This window comes from Pandoraea sp. ISTKB (assembly GCF_001721285.1).
In the GTDB taxonomy this organism is placed as follows: Bacteria; Pseudomonadota; Gammaproteobacteria; order Burkholderiales; family Burkholderiaceae; genus Pandoraea; species Pandoraea capi.
The window spans coordinates 81,526-99,417 of record NZ_MAOS01000024.1 but is presented as its reverse complement, the minus strand read 5'-3'; the positions used below and the strand labels follow the sequence as shown (position 1 = coordinate 99,417).

Genomic DNA, 17,892 nt, shown 5'->3' with positions numbered 1-17,892 from the left:
GATCTCAGGCCCGTCGATGCGCAGGCACGACGGGCCTTGGTTTGTGCGAGACGCATCGCATAGACTGTCGGGCAACATCGTTTTCCCGCAGGAGCCACCATGCGTCTGGGCGTTCCCAGTCTCTCGGCGTTGCAGGCCTTCGAGGCCAGTGCCCGTCATCAGAATTTCGCGGCCGCCGCGCAAGAACTTGCGCTCACGCATGGCGCCGTCTGCAAGCGGGTCGGGGAGTTGGAAAAGCACCTGGGGGTCGCATTGTTCGAGCGTGTCCGGCAGCGGCTCGTACTCACGCCTGCTGGTGCGGAATACGCGAAACGCATTCGCGTGCATCTCGATCAGATTCGCCGCGACACACTCGACGTCGTGCAGCAGGGCCGGGAGTCCGAGCTGGAAATTGCCGTCGGTGTGACGTTCGCCGCGCAGTGGCTCATTCCCCGACTGGACGACTTCTATGCCACCACGCGTGACGTGCGTCTGCATATTCTCGGGCGCGATCAGCCCGTGTTCTTCGACGATTCCGCATTCGATGCGGCGATCTACTTCAGCACGCGGTTATGGCCCGGCATGCCCGGCACCGCGCTTGTCACCGACGATTCGCTCTTGCTCGTCGCCGCACCTCGACTGCTGGCGGGGCGCACGTCATTGACGCTCGACGAGGTCGCCGGGCAGTCATGGATCTGCCCGCGCGATCTCCCTCGCGTGTGGGACGACTGGTTCGCCTCGCAAGGCGCGACGCACGCGTCGGAGATCCGGCCCCAACGCGGTGCGCAGCGTTACGACATGTTCATCATGGCGATCAACGCGGCAGTCGCCGGACTCGGTGTGGCGTTGCTGCCGAGTGTGCTCATCGAACGCGAACTCGCGAGTGGCGCCTTGGTGCAGGCCCACGCGCATACGCTCGCCAATCCCCAGACCATCTACTTCTCGTACCCGGCGCAGCGTCGCGACTGGGCACCGTTGCGTCAGTTCGACGCCTGGTTACGCCGCGCCGTCGACGCGTATCTCGGCGAGCGCGTCAGCGAAAGAACCTGATCATCGGGGCGACCGGAGTTCAGGGCATTCGCGCAGCACTTGCTCATAGAGGCCCTGATAGCCGAGCCATGCCACATAGTCCGATCCGAGCAGACGGAAGACCTCGCGGGCTTCGGCGTCGGAGAGCACTTCGAGCGGTCCGGCGGCTTCGGCCAGCAACTGCACCTGCGCGCATCGCTCCATCGCGAGAAAGCGGTAGGCCGCGGCATCGACGGACGAGCCGACGGTGAGCAACCCGTGATTCAACAGCACGGCGGCACGCTGATGCCCCATCGTCTGGGCGATCCGACGACCTTCGTCTGCACCGAGGACGAGCACGTCGCCACGGAACAACACGTGGTCTTCGAAGAACAGACACGCTTCCTGATTGATCGGCGCAAGGTGACGCGTGCGCGCGGAAAAAGCACGGCCGTGAGTGGTGTGCGTGTGAGCGGCGGCCGTCACGTGGGGCAGGGTGGCGTGGATGCCGGCATGGATGGCCATCGCGGCGGCATTCACCGGGCCGTCGCCGTGATGCAGGCCACCGGCCTCGTCCACCAGAATCAGGTCGTCGGGATGGATCGACGAGAAGTGCTGGGCGTAGCGATTGACCCAGAAACGGTCGTGAAACTCGGGGTCGCGCACGGTGATATGCCCGGCGATGCCTTCGGCCAGCCCGAAGCGCGCGAAGATACGAAAGGCCACGGCAAGCCGCAGCTTCCGGTCGGCGCGCTCGTCTTCCACGTTATCGAACACGCGCGGCTTGGGCAGCGGTGCGCCCAGCGGCGTAGGGATCGCAAAGGTGGCAAAGGCGTCGTGCGGGGAATTCATGGGGGCGCTCCGTCGAATGGGGATGCCGTGCCCGCCGTGCGGGCATCGGCTTTCCCGGGATTGTCCCCGCACGGGGGCGGCAACGTCTATCGACGAAAAGTCACTGGGTAGGGACCTGCCACGGCCATCGCCCCCGGTTGTTCATTCCCCCGTGCGGAACAGACCGTTGAGCGTTGCCCCGCTGGCCGCGCTGTCGAAGCCGTCGAAGCGACCTTCGGCCAGCGCCTGCGCCGCATGCATGAAGCCGCCCCATGCGGAGCGGGCGAGTGCACCGCCGACGCTCACGCGGCGCACCCCGAGGCTCGCCAGCGTTTGCAGGGTGAAGGGCGATGTGGCGCCGACGAGCACGTTGACCGGCTTCGGTGCGACGGCCGCCACCACGGCGCGGATCTGCTCGGCAGACTGGATGCCCGGCGCATAGAGGCAATCGGCGCCCGCTTCGGCGTAAGCTTGCAATCGTTTGATCGTGTCGTCGAGATCGGGCACGCCGGCGAAGAAATTCTCCGCGCGACCCACGAGTAGCGTATCGCCGCCGGTCTCGTCGATGGCACGGCGTGCCGCCTTCATGCGCGCGACGGCTTCGTCGAGCGGGAACAGCGGTTCGTTGTCGTTGCCCGTCGAGTCCTCGATGGACAGACCGGCCACGCCGGTGGCTACCGCCAGCTTCACGCTCTGCGCCACGTCGTCGGGCGTGCTGCCGAAGCCGCTTTCGAAGTCGGCGTTCACCGGCAGGTCGGTGGCCTCGACGAGGGTGCGCAAATGTGCCAGAACGCCGTCGCGCGTCACGCCGTTGTCGGGGTGCCCGGTCGACCAGGCGAAACCGGAACTGGTGGAGGCGATCGCCTGAAAGCCGGCATGTTCGAGGTATTTGGCGCTACCGGCGTCCCACGGGTTGGGGATGACGAAACAACCGGCGAGGTGAAGCTCTCGAAACGCGGCGCGTTTTTCGGCGATGCTGCGTGGCATGGCATGTCTCCTGAGGGGGCGCAGTTCGCGGTGCGCTGCGCACGGAATTTCCCGATCATCGCGGTTTTGCGACGCGCTCGCAAGGCAGATTCCCCATGCGCGTGCAGGCATGCCGACGAATGGCGATCGACGAACGGTTTTGGCGGGCGGGGCGAAAAAAGGGGAAACGCGGTGTCCCGTGCCGCGCCGGTAATCCCCGGTAACAACTTTTTTGCGGCAACGCGGGAATAAGCGCGCTTCAACCGGCGTTATGCAATCATCTTCCAGCGTATTTTCAGGACGTCCAACGTGAATTCTCAGCCTCCTTCAGTCTCATCGGCGTCTGCCGGCAAACCCCGCGTGGCCCTGTACGAAGATCCCAAGTACACCCGTGTCGCCATGCTGCTGCATTGGGCGGTCGCGCTGCTGATGCTCGGCAACGTCGCGATCGGCCAGACGATTGCCTTGCTCTCCGACGCCACGCTCGAAAAGATCGACGTGCGTTTCTGGATCGATCTGCACAAGTCCATCGGTATCACGGTGCTCGGCCTCGCGATTCTGCGCATTCTGTGGCGCGTTACGCATCGGCCTCCCGAGCTGTCGCACGTTTTCGCTTCGTGGGAACGGGCTGCGGCGCATCTGGTGCACTGGCTGTTGTACGTGCTGATCTTCGCGATGCCGCTCTCGGGCTGGGCGCATGACTCGGCATGGGTGGCTGCATCGACGCACCCGCTGGTGCTGTTCGGCTCGGTGCCGTTCCCGCGCATGGGTTTCCTGATGGCGATGAGCGACGCGAGCAAAGACTACTGGCACGGCGTGCTGGGCGACGTTCACACGTATTGCGCCTACACCCTCTACGTGTTGCTGGCGCTGCACATCGGTGGTGCGCTCAAGCATCAATGGATCGACCGTCACCCGGTGATCGGCCGGATGCTGCCGTGAGCACGGAGCAGAGCCAAGACATGACACCGACTATCGAGACGGGCGTTTCCCGACTGGAAGCGCTGCGCGAACAACACTCGCCGCGCTTCACCTTGCCGCCGACGCCGCTCGCGAGCTGGCTCGTGCATACCGGCGTTGCCGTGCTGTGGTGCCTGTTGTTTGCGCAGGCGTTCTTCCTCAAGGGCGTGTTCGCGTGGGGGACTGGCGTGGCATATGTCGTCTACGACACCGTGCTGCTGGCCTTCGTCTTCTGGCAGGCGTGGCGCCTGATGCGCCCGGACCCGGATGAGACCTGGGGCAACGCCGCCGATGCGGCCGCTGTGCACCTCACCCTCGGCGTGGTTGTGGCTGCGCACAACGAAGCGGCGGCGCTGCCGGTGACGTTGCGCTCGTTGATGGCGGGCCGTCAGGTCCCCGACGCCATCGTGATTGCCGACGACGGTTCGCACGACGGCACCGTCGCCTTGCTCACGGGCGACTACGGTCTCGTCGATCCGGGTGTTGGCGGGTTGAGTGCACCGAGCACGCGTTATCCGAACCTGCGCTGGCTGCGCGTGCCGCACGGCGGCAAGGCGAAAGCGCTCAATGCCGCGCTCGTCGGTATGGATACCGACATCGTCATGACGGTCGACGCGGATACGCTGCTCGACGCCGGCGCATGTGCGGCCATGCACGATGCCTTTGCCCGTCGCCCGCGTCTGGTGGCGGCCACGGGGGTGCTCACGCCGGTGTGCGGCGACACCATGAGCGCGCGCGTGTTGCAGTTCTTCCAGACGTACGAGTACATCCGCAACTTCATCTCGCGCTTTGCGTGGATGCGCGCCGACGGCCTGTTGCTGATCTCCGGCGCCTTCGCGTGCTTCCGGCGCGAAGCGGTGCTGGCCGTGGGCGGCTTCGATCCTGCCTGTCTGGTCGAGGACTACGAACTGATCCACCGTCTGCGCCGTTACTCGGTGGCGCATGCGCTGCATTGGGAAGTGCGTGTCGTGGGCGGTGCACAGGCGATCACCGATGCACCGGGCACCCTGACGAGCTTCCTGCGTCAGCGTCGCCGCTGGTTCGCGGGCTTCCTCCAGACGCAGTATTGGTATCGCGACATGGTCGGCAACGGCCGCTACGGCAACCTCGGTCGCTGGATGCTGCCGGTCAAGGCGTTCGACACGCTTCAGCCGATCTACGGGCTGACGGCCTTCGCGCTGCTGGTGACGTTCGTCTGCGAAGGGCATTACGGGGTCGTGCTGCCGGTCTCCGGGATCATTCTCGGGAAGATCGTCATCGATCTCGGCTTTCATCTGTGGTCGGTGCATGCCTATCGTCGCTGGACCGGGCACAGCACCGGCACGAGCCTCGGGCTGGCCTTCGTGGCTGCCGTGCTGGAGCCGTTTTCGTTCCAGTTGATGCGCCACACGGGGGCGGCGATGGGCTGGGGTCACTTCCTCACGGGACGTCAGCGTTGGGGCGTTCAGGTGCGACGCGGTATCCTGTCGGGCGAGCGCGGGGCGGAGGTGCCCCGCGACAGGTGATTTCCCGGCAGCTTTTTCTCCCCGATGATTCGATCTTTGACGTGGTTGGCGATGGTGTGTGCGCTCGGCGCCGTTCTGGGCGCCGTAGGGTGCACTTCACCGGCACCGAAGCCGGCAGGCCCTGACTACGCCGCGCAGGGCGGCGCTGCCGAAGTGCGTGGCGACTGGGACACCGCCCGACGCGCCTTCGGGCAGGCGGTGCTGGTCGCGGACCAGTCCGGCTGGCCGGCGTCGCAACGCGCGGCGATACATTTCGACTACGGACGGGCGCTCGGCGTGACGTGCTATTACGCCGAAGCCGAGCGCGAGTTGAGTCAGGCCTACGATCTCGACATCCTGACGGCGCGCTATCGCTATCCGGCGCTCGTCGAACTGGCGCGACTGGCATTGGTGCAGCGTCAGTTCGACGTCTCGGTCAAATACTTCGGTCGTGCACTCGGTACGCTCGACCGTCTGGAGGCGGCGCGCAAGGTGCCGTTCGCCTACGCCGAGTTGCTCGACGACTATGCACTCGCGCTCGGCGGGGCGGGCGATGCGGAAGCCGCGACGCGCGTCATCGACCGTGCCGCCAGGGTGCGGGCCGATCTCGGCGACGATGCGCGCAGCCAGCCCACCTCCCGCACGCCTTACGGCAGCCACTGCGGGCCGTTGGCCGTACAAGCCGCCGAACAAACCGCCGTACCCTCGGCAAAGCAGGCACGATGAATCATCTGCGCGTGCCGCTCGCCAGCGTTGGCGACTTCGACGAAATCATCGACGTTCGTACGCCGCTCGAATTCGCCGACGATCACATCCCCGGCGCCATCAACGCCCCGGTGCTCAGCAACGAAGAACGCATTGTCGTCGGCACGATGTACAAGCAGGTCTCGCCGTTCGACGCCTCACGCGAAGGCGCGGCCATGGTCGCGCGCAACATTGCGCATCATCTCGATACGGTGTTTGCCGACCGGCCGCGCAACTGGCGTCCGCTCGTGTATTGCTGGCGCGGGGGCATGCGCTCGGCGTCGATGACGCTGATGATGAACATGATCGGCTGGCGGGCGCGTCAGCTCGAAGGCGGCTACAAGACCTATCGCAGCGATGTCGTGGCGTCGCTTGCGACATTGCCGCCGACGCTCGACTACGTGGTCCTCGCCGGACACACCGGCAGCGGCAAGACACGTCTGCTGCACGCGCTGGCCGACGCCGGGGCGCAGACGCTCGATCTCGAAGGTCTCGCGGTGCATCGGGGCTCGCTGCTCGGCGCGATGCCCGACGCGCCACAGCCGTCGCAAAAGGCCTTCGATACGCGGCTGATCGGTGCGCTGCGTGCGCTCGATCCGGCACGTCCGGTGTTCGTGGAAGCGGAGAGTCGTCGCATCGGCCTCGTGACGCTGCCGGAATCGCTGATGACCGCGCTGCGCGGCACCATGCGCTGCGTCGAGGTCAATGTCCCCATCGACGAGCGTGTGGCATTGCTCACGCAGGAGTACGGTCATCTGCTTGCGCAGCCGGAGGCGTTTCGCGCGCAGTTGCTGCGGCTCGTTCCGTTGCATGGCAGGGCGGTCGTCGACCAGTGGCTCACGATGCTCGATCAGGGGCAACAACGCGAACTCTCCGAAGCGCTCATCACGCGGCACTACGACCCGGCTTACACGCGCAGTTCGCGCAAGCTGCTCAAAGGGCTGACGCAGGCGATGCCGTTTGCGTTTCATCCCGGAGCGCCAGACCTGCGCCCGCAGGCACAGGCCTTGCTCGCCGTTATTTCACCGGCAGACAAATCTTCGTCTGAAGCTGTGCCGCCGGGGTCGAACGCGGGTCGTTGAGGTACTGCTCGAACATCGGGAAGTTGGCCGGTTCCAGCCCGCTGTTCGGCAGCCACTCCGAAAAGAGCCACTGATACGGCTTGCTCATCTCGTTGTACGGGCCGGTGTACGTCAGCACGGCACATCGTCCGGCCGGAATCTCGAACCTTTCCAGATCGCCGCCGATGTCGGCATCGCTTGCGACCGACACGCCGGCGAGCGAGCGTAACTGTTCGGTCGGCACCTGTTCCGGATCGTCGAAATAGACGCCGAAGCCGGTGGTGTCCGGTCGCGCCAGACCGTGCGCGGCGGCCAGCATGAAAACGCGGACGAAGACCGGGCCGATGGCCTGATAGTCGCCGCTGTGTCGCAGCGCGGCAAGGGTCGTGGCGGGAAACGATTCGACTGAGATCGGGTACATGTTGGGCTCCTGAGGATCGATGGGATCGGAGCGGGTGTCCCGATAGCGTCCCGGCGGCATGCCGAAAAACGCACCGAAGGCCCGGTTGAACGCGGCGTCCGACGCATAGCCGGCACGCGACGCGACAACACGCATCGAATCCTCCGAGTCCGCCAGCGCGATGGCCGCACGATGCATGCGAATGCGCTGCACCGTGCCGTTCACCGTCTCGCCCAGCAACGCGCGGTAGACACGATGGAAGTGATACGGCGACAGGCAGGCCAGTTCGGCGAGGTGGTACAGATCCGGGGGACTCTCCGGATGACTGGCCAGCCAGCGCAGCACAGGCTCCATGCGTTGGGCGTAGCGAAGACGGGTCTCGGGTTTCATTTGCGCTCCTTGGACGCCAATGTAGCGACCGGCACTTTGCCGATTTTGCGATTTTCACGCGACGGGTCTTCGCTGGAGGACGGCCGGGGCGGCCGGTTGATCGTGGATCAGTCCCGATCAATCCCGGTCAATCCCGGTCAATCATTAAACATCCCCTTGCGGATGATGGCGTGCACGCCCCAGTTGCCATTGACGACCTGCGTCACCCCGAAGTCGACGGACACCGAGAGTATCGCAGTCGCTTCGTCCTCGGTGAGCCGCTTGACTTGCATGAGAAAGCGGCGCGCTTTGAGGAAGGCGTCGCGCAAGGCGCTGTCGAGCGTCGATTTCATGTAGATCTGGCTCTGCGCCTTCTGTCCCAGCTCGGCGAGATGATTCGGCGAACTGAAGCCGTGGATGATCCACTCGGTCGGCGTCTCGACCAGCGGATAGGTCAGGTCGGCATACGGTGCGCTCGCCTCGATCGCCGCCTTCTTGTGCAGGATCAACTGGATGTTGCCCGTGAGCGAACATTCGATGGCGGTGCCGCCGAGTTCAGCGTCGCCCTGCGAGGCGTGCGGGTCGCCGATGGACAGCAGCGCGCCGGGCACTGCGACCTTGAGAAACACACTCGCGCCGCGCGTCACGCGCCAGTTGTCGAGATTGCCCGCGTAGCTCGACGGCGGAATCGAGTCGATCAGGCCGTCCTGTGCGGGCGCCACCGCCAGCACCCCGAAGTGCGGTCGCAGCGGGATCTCGACATTCCGGAGCGTGCGGTAATTCTTGGTGATGCGGGTGTGATCGACCGGCACGCCCGGATAGTCGATGGTCGGATGCACGACGCCGAACGGGTCTTGCTGCGGTGTCCAACGGAAGCTGTAGATGGCGCGCGCGACGTCGCTGCCTTCGTCCATCGATTCGTTGCCGGTGCCGTCGTGGCAATCGATCTCGAACACCGTCACGACTTCGCGCTCGCGCGGTAGCGTGAGCATGTCCTGATAGTGGAAGCCCCACCATGTCGAGGCATGGCTGCCGAAGGCCTTGCCCGCGAACTCGGGGTTGGCGCTCGGGCGGGGTTGCAGGTCCAGAATCCGGACTTCGAGCACGTCGCCGGGCATGGCGTCTTCCACCGCGATGGGGCCGGTGCAGATGTGCACGCCGAAACCTTCGCCCGCACCGCGCCCGTAGACCGACGCATCCATCGGTCCCGCGCCGCGCCGGTCGACGTTCTTCTGCGTTGCCGTCCAGTGAAACACGCTCTCGGCGCCGGGGTCGCCCTCGATCATGCGCGCCCAGTCGTCGGTCGCGTGTTGCGTCAGGGTCTCGATGGTGACCGTGTCCCCGGACGCGACCGTCAGCACGGGCGCAAGGTCATGACTCAGATAGCCCCAGTGCACCGAGTCGCACGTTGCGCGCAGGTAGTGATGGCGGCCCGCGTCGTGGGGGAGCGCGCGGCGCAGCGCGTCACCGCCGGGCGTTGCGTCGCGCGACGGCAGACGGGCGTGCGCCGCGTGGGCGGCATGGGGCGCATGTGGGGAGAGTCCGGCGGGCACATCCGGATGGCCGCGCGATATGCGGGCGCGCTCCGGCAACGCGCGTTCGCGCAACGCCTGATCGCGGCTGGCTTTGGGCGACACGCCGAAGCGCTCGCGGAATGCCTGGCTGAAGTACGACGGATCGTTAAACCCCCAGCGATAACAGATGTCCGCCACCGTCAATTGCTCGTACGCCGGATTCTGCAAATCTGCGTGGCAGCGCTGCAAACGGCTGTTGCGCAGATAGGACGAGAAGCTTTGTCCCGCGTCTTCGAAGAGTTTTCGCAAGTAGCGATCCGACACATGCTCGTCTTTGGCAATCGCACTGAGCGACAGATCGGGTTCGGCCAGTCGCGCCTGAATCCGATGACAGATGCGCGTGAACACGATGGTGCGCGACGTCGACAGAGGCGAGGCCTGCGGTCTGACGGCCGTCAGCGCGGACGCGAGGCATTCGAGGATCACGCGCTCGGCGGGTTCGAGCGCATGCGGATCGGCGTCGTGCATGGTGTCCAGTTGCAGGGCCAGCCCGCTCAGCAAGCCGCCGAACAGACCCGACACGCGCTCGGGAAGTTTGCACGCGTGCGTTGGCGGCGCTGCGCCAAGACGCGGGGCGATGAGTGCATGACGCACATGCACCGAGATCAGCCGGAACGGCGTTCGGGCGACGAGATCGGCGCTGTGCGTGCCGGGGATGCAGGCCATGTCGCCGGCCACGAGCGTCTCGCCCTCGGGCACGCCCGCGCCGGTCAGCTCCGCCTGACCGTCGAGCAGCATGACGAGCAGGAAGCCACGCTCGCCGCCCGCGCGTGCCGACACCGTTTGCGGCGTGGATGCGATCACCGACAGTTCGATGCCGCCGGGGGTGCGATGCGTGAGCAGCGTGCCGTGCAGCGGCTGGGCGTCGGAGGGGGCGCGAAAATGCAGGCGGGCGTCGAGCAGGCGCGCTTGCCACGCAGGCCCGCGCTGATCCTGGGCGTAGGACTCGGTTGAGAAGTGCGCGCGATCCAAAATCCGGCCTCCTTCGGAAATGACGACGGTGGTGGCCCGGCACGGCCGTCGTCGACCGTGCCGGGGCCACACGTCAGACGTGCAACTGCGCTAGCCGAAGTGTAACTGGCCGCGCATTGCCGCCACGAAAGCAAAGCCGACGAACGTGCCGACGATGGCGAAGATGCCGCCGAGCACGTTCGGCGCGGGAATGGGCGCCCGCACGCCGGTGTACAGCACACCGGTGACGAGCCCGACCGCCGCTGCCTGCAACTCGGTCGCCCCGAGTGTGATTTCGACCATGATGCGCTCCTCAGGACTGACCGGCAGAAGGGGAACGTGCCGAAGACGATGCCCCGGCGCCCGACAGACCGTCGGCGGGCGGACGTCCGAACGTGACCGAGCGGCGCCACACGTTCACGATCAGATAGCCCAGATACGTGAAGATGATGGCGAAGATGCCGCCGAGCACATTCGGTGCGGGAATCGGCAGATCGAGCCACGAGTACAGCGTGCCCGTCACCAATCCGACGATCAGGGCGACAAGCTCGTTGCGCCCGACGTAGACGTATTGCATGGTTGGGTCCTCCGGGTGCCGTCAGGACTTAATCCGACTTGGGCGTCTTGGGTGGGAACATGCCGCGTGGCATGGTGCAGTGCACCCCTTGCGTGCCGTCGACGACCTGCGTCACGCCGAAGTCGGCCGCCACGCTCATGAGCGAGTAGGCGTCGTCGCGCGATAGTCCCTGCTGGTCGGTGAGCAGCGTGATCATGTCGCGTGCGGCGTTCTTGCCCGCTTCGTCCAGATCCTGATGGAAGCCGTGCACGATCCAGCAGTCGGGGGTTTCCAGCAGCGGCGAGGGGAACTCGAAATCCTTGCGCAGCACGACCTGGAACAGCACGTTGAGCGAGGCTTCGATGGCGGTGCCGCTGATTTCGCCGTCGCCTTGCGAGATGTGCGGATCGCCGATGGAGAAGAGCCCGCCGTCGACCTGCACCTTGTAGTACATGGTCGCGCCGGCGCCGATGCGCCAGTTATCGATGTTGCCGCCGTGCAATCCCGGCTCGACGGTCGTCACCCGGCCCTGTGCGTCGGGAGCGACGCCTGCCGTACCGAGGTGGGGTCGCACGGGCACACGCACGCCGGCCAGTGCCGGTTGTTTGCAGCACTCGCGATGGTCGACGACCTTGCCCGGTGTCGTGAGCTTGCCCGGATAGTCGTAGGCGTACAGCGCGTGAGCGGTGTTCGAACTGTTGTCCAGCTCGTAGATGGTGACGCGTTCCTTCTGGAAGTCGTCGTAGAGTTGCCCCCAATGTGCGGCGACGTTCGCGCCGAAGCGGAAGCGGGGAATCATCTGGAGATAGCGCACTTCGAGCATGTCGCCCGGCTTCGCGCCTTCCACGTAGATCGGGCCGGTCATGATGTGCACGCCCGGATTGCGATCTTCGTGAGGGATCTTGTCGTAGATGGCGCGCACAGCGTCGTCCATCATCAGATCGGGGGCGTCGCCCGCGTGATGCGTGACGGCTTCGGCGCGAATGAAATCGCCGCTCTTGATCGTCAGCGCCGGTTTCTGTGTCGCGTCGAAGTAGCCCCAATGCACCGTGTCGGGCCGTGCGGGAAGGTCGTGAAGCATGCCATGTCTCCTGAGAATTTTTGTCGGACTGCCCGCAAACACTGTTCACGGTGAAGTCATGGTAGTGCCCGACAAAAACGCACCATTAGGAGCGTTTGACACCTTCTCTATTGCTGGGAGGAACTAACGTTTACCCGTGCTGCGCCGCCCGCCCGCGCGCCTCCAGCTGGGTGTAGATGTCTTGCGACAGGCCCAGCAACGTTTGCCGGTCGATGCCGCCCGAAATGGCATAACCGAACTTCTTGTCGACCCAGTAGAAGACCTTGACCGGCCCATCCTCATAGAAGCGGAATGCCGCCGGCTGCCCCTCCACGCCGGCCGGCGAGATGCACACGGTGATGCGCTCGCCCGCGTCGTTGCGATACATGTACTGGATCACGCGCTCGTCACTGTCGGGCAGTGCGCGCCCGCCGCTCAACTGGAAGCCGCGCGCGCTGAGGTCGGGCGCATGCGCGGTGGTCTCGAGACGGCCGGCGATCCACTGCGAGAAACGGGCTTCGGTTTGTCCGTCCACGCCCGACGGCCGCTGGATCTCGGGCATGTAGACGACGTGGGCGATGGCCGCGCGCCGGGCGAAGCGCACGGCGCTGTCGGCGACCGGGACGGCGTTCGCTGCGCCACCGGTGCCGCCGGTCATCGCCAGCGACGGTGCGGCGGGTGACGACGGTGCCGACCACATCCGGTTGCCCTGCACGCCGATGCCGATGCCGACGACCAGCGCAGCGGCCAGTCCTGCGAAACGTGGCCAATGCGGCCAGTTGGCGGCACTCGTGCGCCGGGCTCGCTGAGGTTCCGCCAGTTCAGGCGCCTCAGGCGCACCGGGCATCTGCGCCGGACGCGGCTGCGGCCGTTGCAGACGGGCGGGGATCAGCTCGTCGAGCACGTCGTCGTAACGGGCGTGCAGTGCGCGCTTGAGCGCGACGATCTCGCTTACGGCCGCCGCCAGCGCGGGGTCCTCGGCAAGCGCGCGGTCCAGCTCTGCTCGGCGTTGCGGCGGCAGTTCTCCGTCGACGTACGCGTGCAGCTCGCTGTCGTCGATCGTACGGTTGCGGTCGTTCATCGCACCACCTTCAGCTTCGCAGGTTGCTGGATCCCGCCGGACGGCGAGATGCCTGACATCAGATCGCGCAGCCGCTGCCTGCCGCGCGAGAGGCGCGACATGACAGTACCGATGGGGACTTGCAGCGACGCGGCGACATCCGCATAGCTCATGTCTTCCAGTCCGACGAGCAGCACAATGGCGCGTTGCTCGGCCGGCAGGTGCCGCAAGGCTTCGTCCAGATCGCGGATTTCGAGACGGCGTGCGGGGTCGACCGGCACGGCGACTTCGCGCTCGGCGATGTCGGTTTCGTCCAGCGACACATGCGCTGCCTGCGCGGGCGCGCGTCGCTGCTGATTGAGAAACAGGTTGTGCATGATGGTAAAGAGCCATGCGCGGGCGTCGGTGCCCACTTCGAACATGGTGTGACGGCTTAGCGCGCGCTCCAGCGTGTCCTGCACGAGGTCGTCGGCCAACTCGGAGTTGCCCGTGAGCGCGCGCGCATACCGCCGCAGGCGCGGAACGTGGTCGTACAGCTGGTCGCGGATGTCCATGCTGTTAATTGAGGCCTGAGGCCGGGTGGTTCGGGGTCATATCCGGGTCAACACCTTTTCCTGACAGCTTATTCCATGCGACGAAAAAATTTCGTGCGTCGGGGAATAACACGCTGCGTGAGGTGTTCTACCTTGATGGCAACGCCGTTTTGAGATTCCCGAAAGTCGCACGATCCCCCCGACGTCATCCCAAGGAGCCTCCTTCGTGACCGAACCTTCCCCGTCTGACCCCCGAGCCATCTGCGTGCCTTGCCGGGCGGCGGCCATCGTCGCCGTCGTCGGCCTGCTCGCCGGTGGCTTCGCCTATGCCGCCGGTTGGCTGACCCCGCAGCGCCTCAGTGCGAACACCGTCATCGACACCTTCGAGACCAATGCCGGTGTCCACGAGGGCTTTCGCCGCAATCACGCGAAGGGCCTTTGTGTGGACGGCTATTTCGAGAGCAATGGCAACGCCGTCTCGCTTTCGAAGGCCGCCGTCTTCGCGCCGGGCCGCACGCCGGTGACCGGACGCTTTGCGATTCCCGGCCCGAACCCGACAGCATCCGACAACAGCGTGCCGATTCGCAGCATGGCGCTCATGTTCACGCAAGCCGACGGCCAGCAATGGCGCACCGGCATGAACACCACGCCGCTGTTCGCCGTGCGCACGCCGGAGGAGTTTTACGCCCAGCTCGCGGCGTCGCGCCCGGACCCGGCCACGGGCAAGCCCGATCCCGCGAAGTTGCAGGCGTTTTTCGCAGCGCACCCCGACACGCAGGCGTTTCGCGATTGGGTGAAGGGGCATCCGCCGTCGTCGAGCTACGCCAATGCGGCGTACTACGGCATCAACGCGTTCTATTTCGTCGACGCCAACGGACAACGCAAGGCCGTTCGCTGGTCGATGCAGCCCGAATTGCCGTTCGACACCGTGTCGGATAAGGAGAAGGGGGAAGCGAACTACCTCGCCGGGGAGCTGTTCACGCGCCTGAAGCAGGGACCGGTGCGGTGGCATCTGATGCTGACGGTGGCGCAGCCCGGTGATCCGATTGACGACGCCACGCGTCAGTGGCCCGCCACGCGGCAGCAGGTCGATGCCGGCACGCTGGTGCTCTCGCAGGCGACGTCGCAGGATGATGGCGCCTGCCGCGACATCAACTTCGATCCGACGATCCTGCCTTCGGGCATCGAGCCGTCCGGCGACCCGCTGCTCGCGGCGCGCTCGGCGGCGTATGCGCTGTCGTACAAGCGTCGCACCCGCGAAGAGGCGCTGAGTGGTGCGCCGTCGGTCAAGACGTCTGCTCAGGGAGGTGCCCAATGACTCGTCCCCATCGCCATTTCAGTCCACTCCAGCGCTGGTTGCACTGGAGCATGGCCGTGGCCATGCTTGCCATGCTGTTCATCGGCGTGATCATGGTCAGCACGCTGTCGCAGGCGCATACGTTGCTGATCGCGTTGCATCGGCCGCTGGGTATCCTGATTCTCGCGCTGGTGCTGGTTCGCATCATCGTGCGGGTGACGCGCGGCAGTCCGCCACTGCCCGACAGCGTGCCGTCGTTGCAGCAGACGGCAGCGAAGGCGTCGCACTTGCTGCTCTATGCGTTGATGCTGATCATGCCGCTGATCGGTTGGGCGATGGTGTCGGCAGGCGGGTATCCGGTGACGCTGTTCGGCGCCTATCATCTGCCGCCGCTGGTGCCGACCGACGCTCGTTTGTTCGCGCTGCTGCGTGCGTTGCACACGTGGCTCGCCTTTGCGCTGTTCGCGCTGGTGATCGGGCATTTGGCCGCCGCGCTCATGCACGGCCTGATCCGGCGTGACGGTGTGTTCTCCAGCATGGCGCGGGGCCGGTGAACGAATCGCTTTGAAGGGCAGCCCCTTCGGTGTGCCGAGGGGGCGGGTGACCCCGGCACTCAGGAACTCAGCGCCGATTCTCCCGCGCGTCCCGGATCGCGTTCAGTTTGGCGGCGATGCGGGTGGCGTAGGCGTCGCGAAGGGCCGGCGTGGCCGAGTGATAGGCGCCGATGGCGGCCCACGTGTTGCCGTACTTCGCCATCTGACGTTGCAGGTGCCAGGCGGCGATGTAGACGCTCTTGCACGGCACCATGAGGTCGTCGGTGCCGATGCCGAAGCGCGCCAGCGCCTCCAGATGCACCGAGTTGATCTGCATCAGGCCGTAGTCGACCGACCCGTTCGTGTTCGTGCGGCGGGCGTCGGGCCGGTTGTTCGATTCTTCCCACGCGATGGCGCGCAGCACATCGGCGTTCACATGGTGATAGGTTGCGGCGTCGTCGAAACAGTCGGCGTGCGACGGCCGACTCATGGTCAGCGCCACGATGGCGAGGCCCGCGAACGCGAGCGTGCGTGAGCGGTAACGACGCGGGACGAATCGTTGGTCGGGCAGATCAGGCGGATCGAGAGGAAGGCTCGGGCGCATGGGGCGTCAGAAGTCGGTCTTGGGTTGCGGGGCTGGCGATGACGAGAACGGCGAAGCGGACGGCGGCGATCCTGCCGACGCATTCCCCGACGTATTCCCTGGCGTACTGCCGAACGAGTTGCTCTGCGGATTGTTGAAACTGCTGCCGAAGTTATTGCCCCCGAGGGCGGTATTGCCGACGTTGGCATTCGGCGAGTTGGATACGTTCGAGGGGCCCTGCGGACCTCCGAAGGCATTGCCGAACGGATTGTTCATCGAATCGTCCACCGGTGTCCCGGGGCCGGACCCCGGCGTCGGGGTAGACGGGAGCACGACCGGCGTCGCTGTCGCTGCAGAGAAGCGCCAGTCGTAGTAATGCGTCTTTCCACCGAACGTGCCGAATTGCTCGTCGAAGTGGCCTGCCTTCAGGGGCGTTGCCGACGAGCGGCTGTACACCTCCAGCACCCCTTTGTTCGTCGTCACGTACGTTATGCCCCAGTCCGTGCTGCCGGTGATCGGGTCTGCGAAGATCTTGCGCAAATAGCGATGTGGCGTCGGAAAACGCGGATCGAGCAGCAGCGCAGCCAGATTCGGCGGCTGCGGCAACTGACCGGCGGGTGTGGCGTCCGCATAGGCCCGCAATGCATCGCTGAACTGGGCTCCGATCTCAAGCAACTGCGCTTCGCGCGCGGCCCGTTGCCATAGCGCACCCACCCGGATCGTGAGCGCCGCGACCAGTCCCAGCACGGCGACCAGAATCAGCAGCCCCACGTAGGTGAAGCCGCGCTGGGCATGGCGGGCGCGCTGGCGGGCGCGTGCGCGTCGTTCAATAGTCCGCATACGCCTTGCCCGCCGGGTCGGTGCCCGTCGCGCCACTCTTCACGCAGCACACGCCCTTGTCCTCGACCACGGGAATTGCACCGGGCGGTGGCGTCGGGGTGGACGCGCCGAAGCGTGCCGATTCCTGCGCGGCGCGCGTCGTGGCAAGAATCTGCGCACTCGGGTCCTGCGCGGCGTTCTCGGCCAGCGTCATGGTGATCCAGGTGGTGTCGCTGCCCGTCACCGGGTCGACGGGCACGGCCCGCAGATACTTGCGCTCGACCAGCTCGTTCAGATTCGCGGGGTAGTGGCCGGTGTCGTCGAAATACTGGTCGATGACCTTGCGCAGCGTGCGCAGATTCTCGGCCAGCACGGTGTTCTTCGCCTTGCTGATGGCGGGCACGTAGTTCGGGATCATCAACGTCGCGAGCGTGGCGATGATGCCCAGCACCACCAGCAGCTCGATCAGCGTGAAGCCGCCGCAGCGGCGCGCGCCACGAGCGCCACGCGATGCACGATGGGATCGGGACGAACGGGTTTTCGGTAGGCGGTTCATGTCGAAGTCCACGCAGCAGTGTCTTTCCCTGTGTCGTTACCAGAGCCGATAGGGCACGCCGTTCAGGCTCACGCCCTGCGACAGCGTGTAGACGTCGTAAATGTCCTCGCCCTCGGCCGGGGTGTCGGGCGGGCTCGCGTAGCTGCGCTTGCCCCATGTCTGCGAGTCGGTGAGCGAGTCGTCGTTGTTGAACGGATCGCGGGGGATGCGTCGCAGGAAGTACTGCCGTTTGCGCTTCGGATCGCGCATGTCAGGCACGCCCTGCACGAGAATTTCGAGCGAGGGCGGGTAGCCCGTCTCCGTTGCCTTCTTCTCCATGTGACCGGTATCCCACGCGCGCTTGTAGGCGTCGATGGCGTGGCGGATTTCGCGCAGATCGCGCGCAAGCTCCTGTTCCTGGCGACGCTGCACGGCCAGTTGCGACACCGGTACGGCGAGCGCGGCGAGCATCGCCATGATGGCGAGCGTGACCAGCAGCTCGATCATCGTGAAGCCGCGCTGACGCCCGCCGCACGAGCGTCGTGTGGCGGGGCGAGAGCAGGGCGGCAGGCGAGACGTCGGCATGGGT

At 65.9% G+C, this 17,892-nt stretch carries 20 protein-coding genes; 7 read left to right on the top strand and 13 right to left on the bottom strand.

Going from position 1 to position 17,892, the window contains the following annotated elements; translation table 11 throughout:
- Positions 1-99: 99 nt before the first annotated feature.
- Positions 100-1,029 (top strand): LysR substrate-binding domain-containing protein, encoded by a 930-nt coding sequence (locus A9762_RS07050; RefSeq protein WP_069341320.1) that lies wholly within the window; start codon positions 100-102, stop codon positions 1,027-1,029.
- Here the strand turns inward: A9762_RS07050 and A9762_RS07045 are convergent, their stop codons facing one another.
- Together A9762_RS07045 and A9762_RS07040 are read right to left on the bottom strand one after the other, a co-directional pair.
- Complete coding sequence (locus tag A9762_RS07045; RefSeq protein ID WP_069341319.1) at positions 1,030-1,839, bottom strand: class II aldolase/adducin family protein; 810 nt, start codon at positions 1,837-1,839, stop codon at positions 1,030-1,032.
- A 141-nt stretch (positions 1,840-1,980) separates the two neighbouring features.
- Positions 1,981-2,805: an oxaloacetate decarboxylase gene (locus tag A9762_RS07040; protein WP_069341318.1), complete on the bottom strand. Its 825-nt coding sequence runs from the start codon at positions 2,803-2,805 to the stop codon at positions 1,981-1,983.
- Positions 2,806-3,093: 288 nt separating this feature from the next.
- Between A9762_RS07040 and A9762_RS07035 the strand changes: the two genes are divergently transcribed.
- Genes A9762_RS07035 through mnmH form a run of 4 tightly spaced genes read left to right on the top strand, consistent with a single transcriptional unit; the run spans position 3,094 to position 7,054 of the window.
- Positions 3,094-3,726 (top strand): cytochrome b, encoded by a 633-nt coding sequence (locus tag A9762_RS07035; protein WP_069341317.1) that lies wholly within the window; start codon positions 3,094-3,096, stop codon positions 3,724-3,726.
- Between the two features lie 20 nt (positions 3,727-3,746).
- Positions 3,747-5,249 (top strand): glycosyltransferase family 2 protein, encoded by a 1,503-nt coding sequence (locus A9762_RS07030; RefSeq protein WP_083253710.1) that lies wholly within the window; start codon positions 3,747-3,749, stop codon positions 5,247-5,249.
- Between the two features lie 24 nt (positions 5,250-5,273).
- A complete protein-coding gene (locus A9762_RS07025; RefSeq protein ID WP_139133122.1) occupies positions 5,274-5,954 on the top strand; it encodes a lipopolysaccharide assembly protein LapB in 681 nt (226 codons plus the stop codon).
- Positions 5,951-7,054: a tRNA 2-selenouridine(34) synthase MnmH gene (mnmH, locus tag A9762_RS07020; RefSeq protein ID WP_069341315.1), complete on the top strand. Its 1,104-nt coding sequence runs from the start codon at positions 5,951-5,953 to the stop codon at positions 7,052-7,054. Before A9762_RS07025 ends, mnmH begins: the two co-directional genes overlap by 4 nt.
- On the opposite strand, the gene A9762_RS07015 is transcribed toward mnmH, so the two are convergent.
- The 7 genes from A9762_RS07015 to A9762_RS06985 all read right to left on the bottom strand — a co-directional run bounded on the left by A9762_RS07015 (position 6,990) and on the right by A9762_RS06985 (position 13,557).
- On the bottom strand, positions 6,990-7,823 hold the full coding sequence (locus tag A9762_RS07015) for a GyrI-like domain-containing protein (protein WP_069341314.1): 834 nt from the start codon (positions 7,821-7,823) through the stop codon (positions 6,990-6,992). The genes mnmH and A9762_RS07015 overlap by 65 nt on opposite strands.
- A gap of 137 nt (positions 7,824-7,960) precedes the next feature.
- A complete protein-coding gene (locus A9762_RS07010) occupies positions 7,961-10,348 on the bottom strand; it encodes an acetamidase/formamidase family protein (RefSeq protein ID WP_069341313.1) in 2,388 nt (795 codons plus the stop codon).
- A 90-nt stretch (positions 10,349-10,438) separates the two neighbouring features.
- Positions 10,439-10,630: a XapX domain-containing protein gene (locus A9762_RS07005; protein ID WP_039397456.1), complete on the bottom strand. Its 192-nt coding sequence runs from the start codon at positions 10,628-10,630 to the stop codon at positions 10,439-10,441.
- Between the two features lie 10 nt (positions 10,631-10,640).
- Positions 10,641-10,904, bottom strand: coding sequence for a XapX domain-containing protein (locus tag A9762_RS07000; RefSeq protein ID WP_069341312.1), 264 nt, complete (start codon positions 10,902-10,904; stop codon positions 10,641-10,643).
- A gap of 28 nt (positions 10,905-10,932) precedes the next feature.
- Positions 10,933-11,964, bottom strand: coding sequence for an acetamidase/formamidase family protein (locus tag A9762_RS06995; protein ID WP_069341311.1), 1,032 nt, complete (start codon positions 11,962-11,964; stop codon positions 10,933-10,935).
- A 130-nt stretch (positions 11,965-12,094) separates the two neighbouring features.
- On the bottom strand, positions 12,095-13,024 hold the full coding sequence (locus tag A9762_RS06990; protein ID WP_069341310.1) for an anti-sigma factor: 930 nt from the start codon (positions 13,022-13,024) through the stop codon (positions 12,095-12,097).
- Complete coding sequence (locus A9762_RS06985; RefSeq protein WP_069341309.1) at positions 13,021-13,557, bottom strand: RNA polymerase sigma factor; 537 nt, start codon at positions 13,555-13,557, stop codon at positions 13,021-13,023. Before A9762_RS06985 ends, A9762_RS06990 begins: the two co-directional genes overlap by 4 nt.
- Before the next feature lie 205 nt (positions 13,558-13,762).
- Between A9762_RS06985 and A9762_RS06980 the strand changes: the two genes are divergently transcribed.
- Positions 13,763-14,854 carry a catalase family peroxidase gene (locus A9762_RS06980; RefSeq protein WP_069341308.1) on the top strand — a complete coding sequence of 364 codons (1,092 nt, stop codon included), beginning with the start codon at positions 13,763-13,765 and terminating at the stop codon, positions 14,852-14,854.
- A complete protein-coding gene (locus A9762_RS06975; RefSeq protein ID WP_069341307.1) occupies positions 14,851-15,387 on the top strand; it encodes a cytochrome b in 537 nt (178 codons plus the stop codon). The genes A9762_RS06980 and A9762_RS06975 overlap by 4 nt, the downstream gene beginning before the upstream one ends.
- 67 nt (positions 15,388-15,454) lie before the next feature.
- Here A9762_RS06975 and A9762_RS06970 read toward each other — a convergent pair whose 3' ends face one another.
- The 4 genes from A9762_RS06970 to A9762_RS06955 all read right to left on the bottom strand — a co-directional run bounded on the left by A9762_RS06970 (position 15,455) and on the right by A9762_RS06955 (position 17,888).
- Positions 15,455-15,856: a lytic transglycosylase domain-containing protein gene (locus A9762_RS06970; RefSeq protein WP_069341346.1), complete on the bottom strand. Its 402-nt coding sequence runs from the start codon at positions 15,854-15,856 to the stop codon at positions 15,455-15,457.
- A gap of 120 nt (positions 15,857-15,976) precedes the next feature.
- Entirely contained in the window at positions 15,977-16,789 is an 813-nt protein-coding gene (locus tag A9762_RS06965; protein WP_069341306.1) for a type II secretion system protein, read from the bottom strand.
- Positions 16,776-17,324: a prepilin-type N-terminal cleavage/methylation domain-containing protein gene (locus A9762_RS29380; protein WP_083253709.1), complete on the bottom strand. Its 549-nt coding sequence runs from the start codon at positions 17,322-17,324 to the stop codon at positions 16,776-16,778. Before A9762_RS29380 ends, A9762_RS06965 begins: the two co-directional genes overlap by 14 nt.
- Positions 17,325-17,360: 36 nt before the next feature.
- Positions 17,361-17,888 (bottom strand): type II secretion system protein, encoded by a 528-nt coding sequence (locus tag A9762_RS06955; protein ID WP_083253708.1) that lies wholly within the window; start codon positions 17,886-17,888, stop codon positions 17,361-17,363.
- Positions 17,889-17,892: the final 4 nt, after the last annotated feature.

Excerpts from the sequence above, each read along its gene's own strand:
- A9762_RS07050 (WP_069341320.1), top strand. The coding sequence starts at position 100 with ATGCGTCTGGGCGTTCCCAGTCTCTCGGCGTTGCAGGCCTTCGAGGCC.
- A9762_RS07045 (WP_069341319.1), bottom strand. The coding sequence starts at position 1,839 with ATGAATTCCCCGCACGACGCCTTTGCCACCTTTGCGATCCCTACGCCG.
- A9762_RS07040 (WP_069341318.1), bottom strand. The coding sequence starts at position 2,805 with ATGCCACGCAGCATCGCCGAAAAACGCGCCGCGTTTCGAGAGCTTCAC.
- A9762_RS07030 (WP_083253710.1), top strand. The coding sequence starts at position 3,747 with ATGACACCGACTATCGAGACGGGCGTTTCCCGACTGGAAGCGCTGCGC.
- A9762_RS07025 (WP_139133122.1), top strand. The coding sequence starts at position 5,274 with ATGATTCGATCTTTGACGTGGTTGGCGATGGTGTGTGCGCTCGGCGCC.
- mnmH (WP_069341315.1), top strand. The coding sequence starts at position 5,951 with ATGAATCATCTGCGCGTGCCGCTCGCCAGCGTTGGCGACTTCGACGAA.
- A9762_RS07015 (WP_069341314.1), bottom strand. The coding sequence starts at position 7,823 with ATGAAACCCGAGACCCGTCTTCGCTACGCCCAACGCATGGAGCCTGTG.
- A9762_RS07005 (WP_039397456.1), bottom strand. The coding sequence starts at position 10,630 with ATGGTCGAAATCACACTCGGGGCGACCGAGTTGCAGGCAGCGGCGGTC.
- A9762_RS07000 (WP_069341312.1), bottom strand. The coding sequence starts at position 10,904 with ATGCAATACGTCTACGTCGGGCGCAACGAGCTTGTCGCCCTGATCGTC.
- A9762_RS06995 (WP_069341311.1), bottom strand. The coding sequence starts at position 11,964 with ATGCTTCACGACCTTCCCGCACGGCCCGACACGGTGCATTGGGGCTAC.
- A9762_RS06990 (WP_069341310.1), bottom strand. The coding sequence starts at position 13,024 with ATGAACGACCGCAACCGTACGATCGACGACAGCGAGCTGCACGCGTAC.
- A9762_RS06985 (WP_069341309.1), bottom strand. The coding sequence starts at position 13,557 with ATGGACATCCGCGACCAGCTGTACGACCACGTTCCGCGCCTGCGGCGG.
- A9762_RS06975 (WP_069341307.1), top strand. The coding sequence starts at position 14,851 with ATGACTCGTCCCCATCGCCATTTCAGTCCACTCCAGCGCTGGTTGCAC.
- A9762_RS06970 (WP_069341346.1), bottom strand. The coding sequence starts at position 15,856 with ATGAGTCGGCCGTCGCACGCCGACTGTTTCGACGACGCCGCAACCTAT.
- A9762_RS06965 (WP_069341306.1), bottom strand. The coding sequence starts at position 16,789 with ATGCGGACTATTGAACGACGCGCACGCGCCCGCCAGCGCGCCCGCCAT.
- A9762_RS29380 (WP_083253709.1), bottom strand. The coding sequence starts at position 17,324 with ATGAACCGCCTACCGAAAACCCGTTCGTCCCGATCCCATCGTGCATCG.
- A9762_RS06955 (WP_083253708.1), bottom strand. The coding sequence starts at position 17,888 with ATGCCGACGTCTCGCCTGCCGCCCTGCTCTCGCCCCGCCACACGACGC.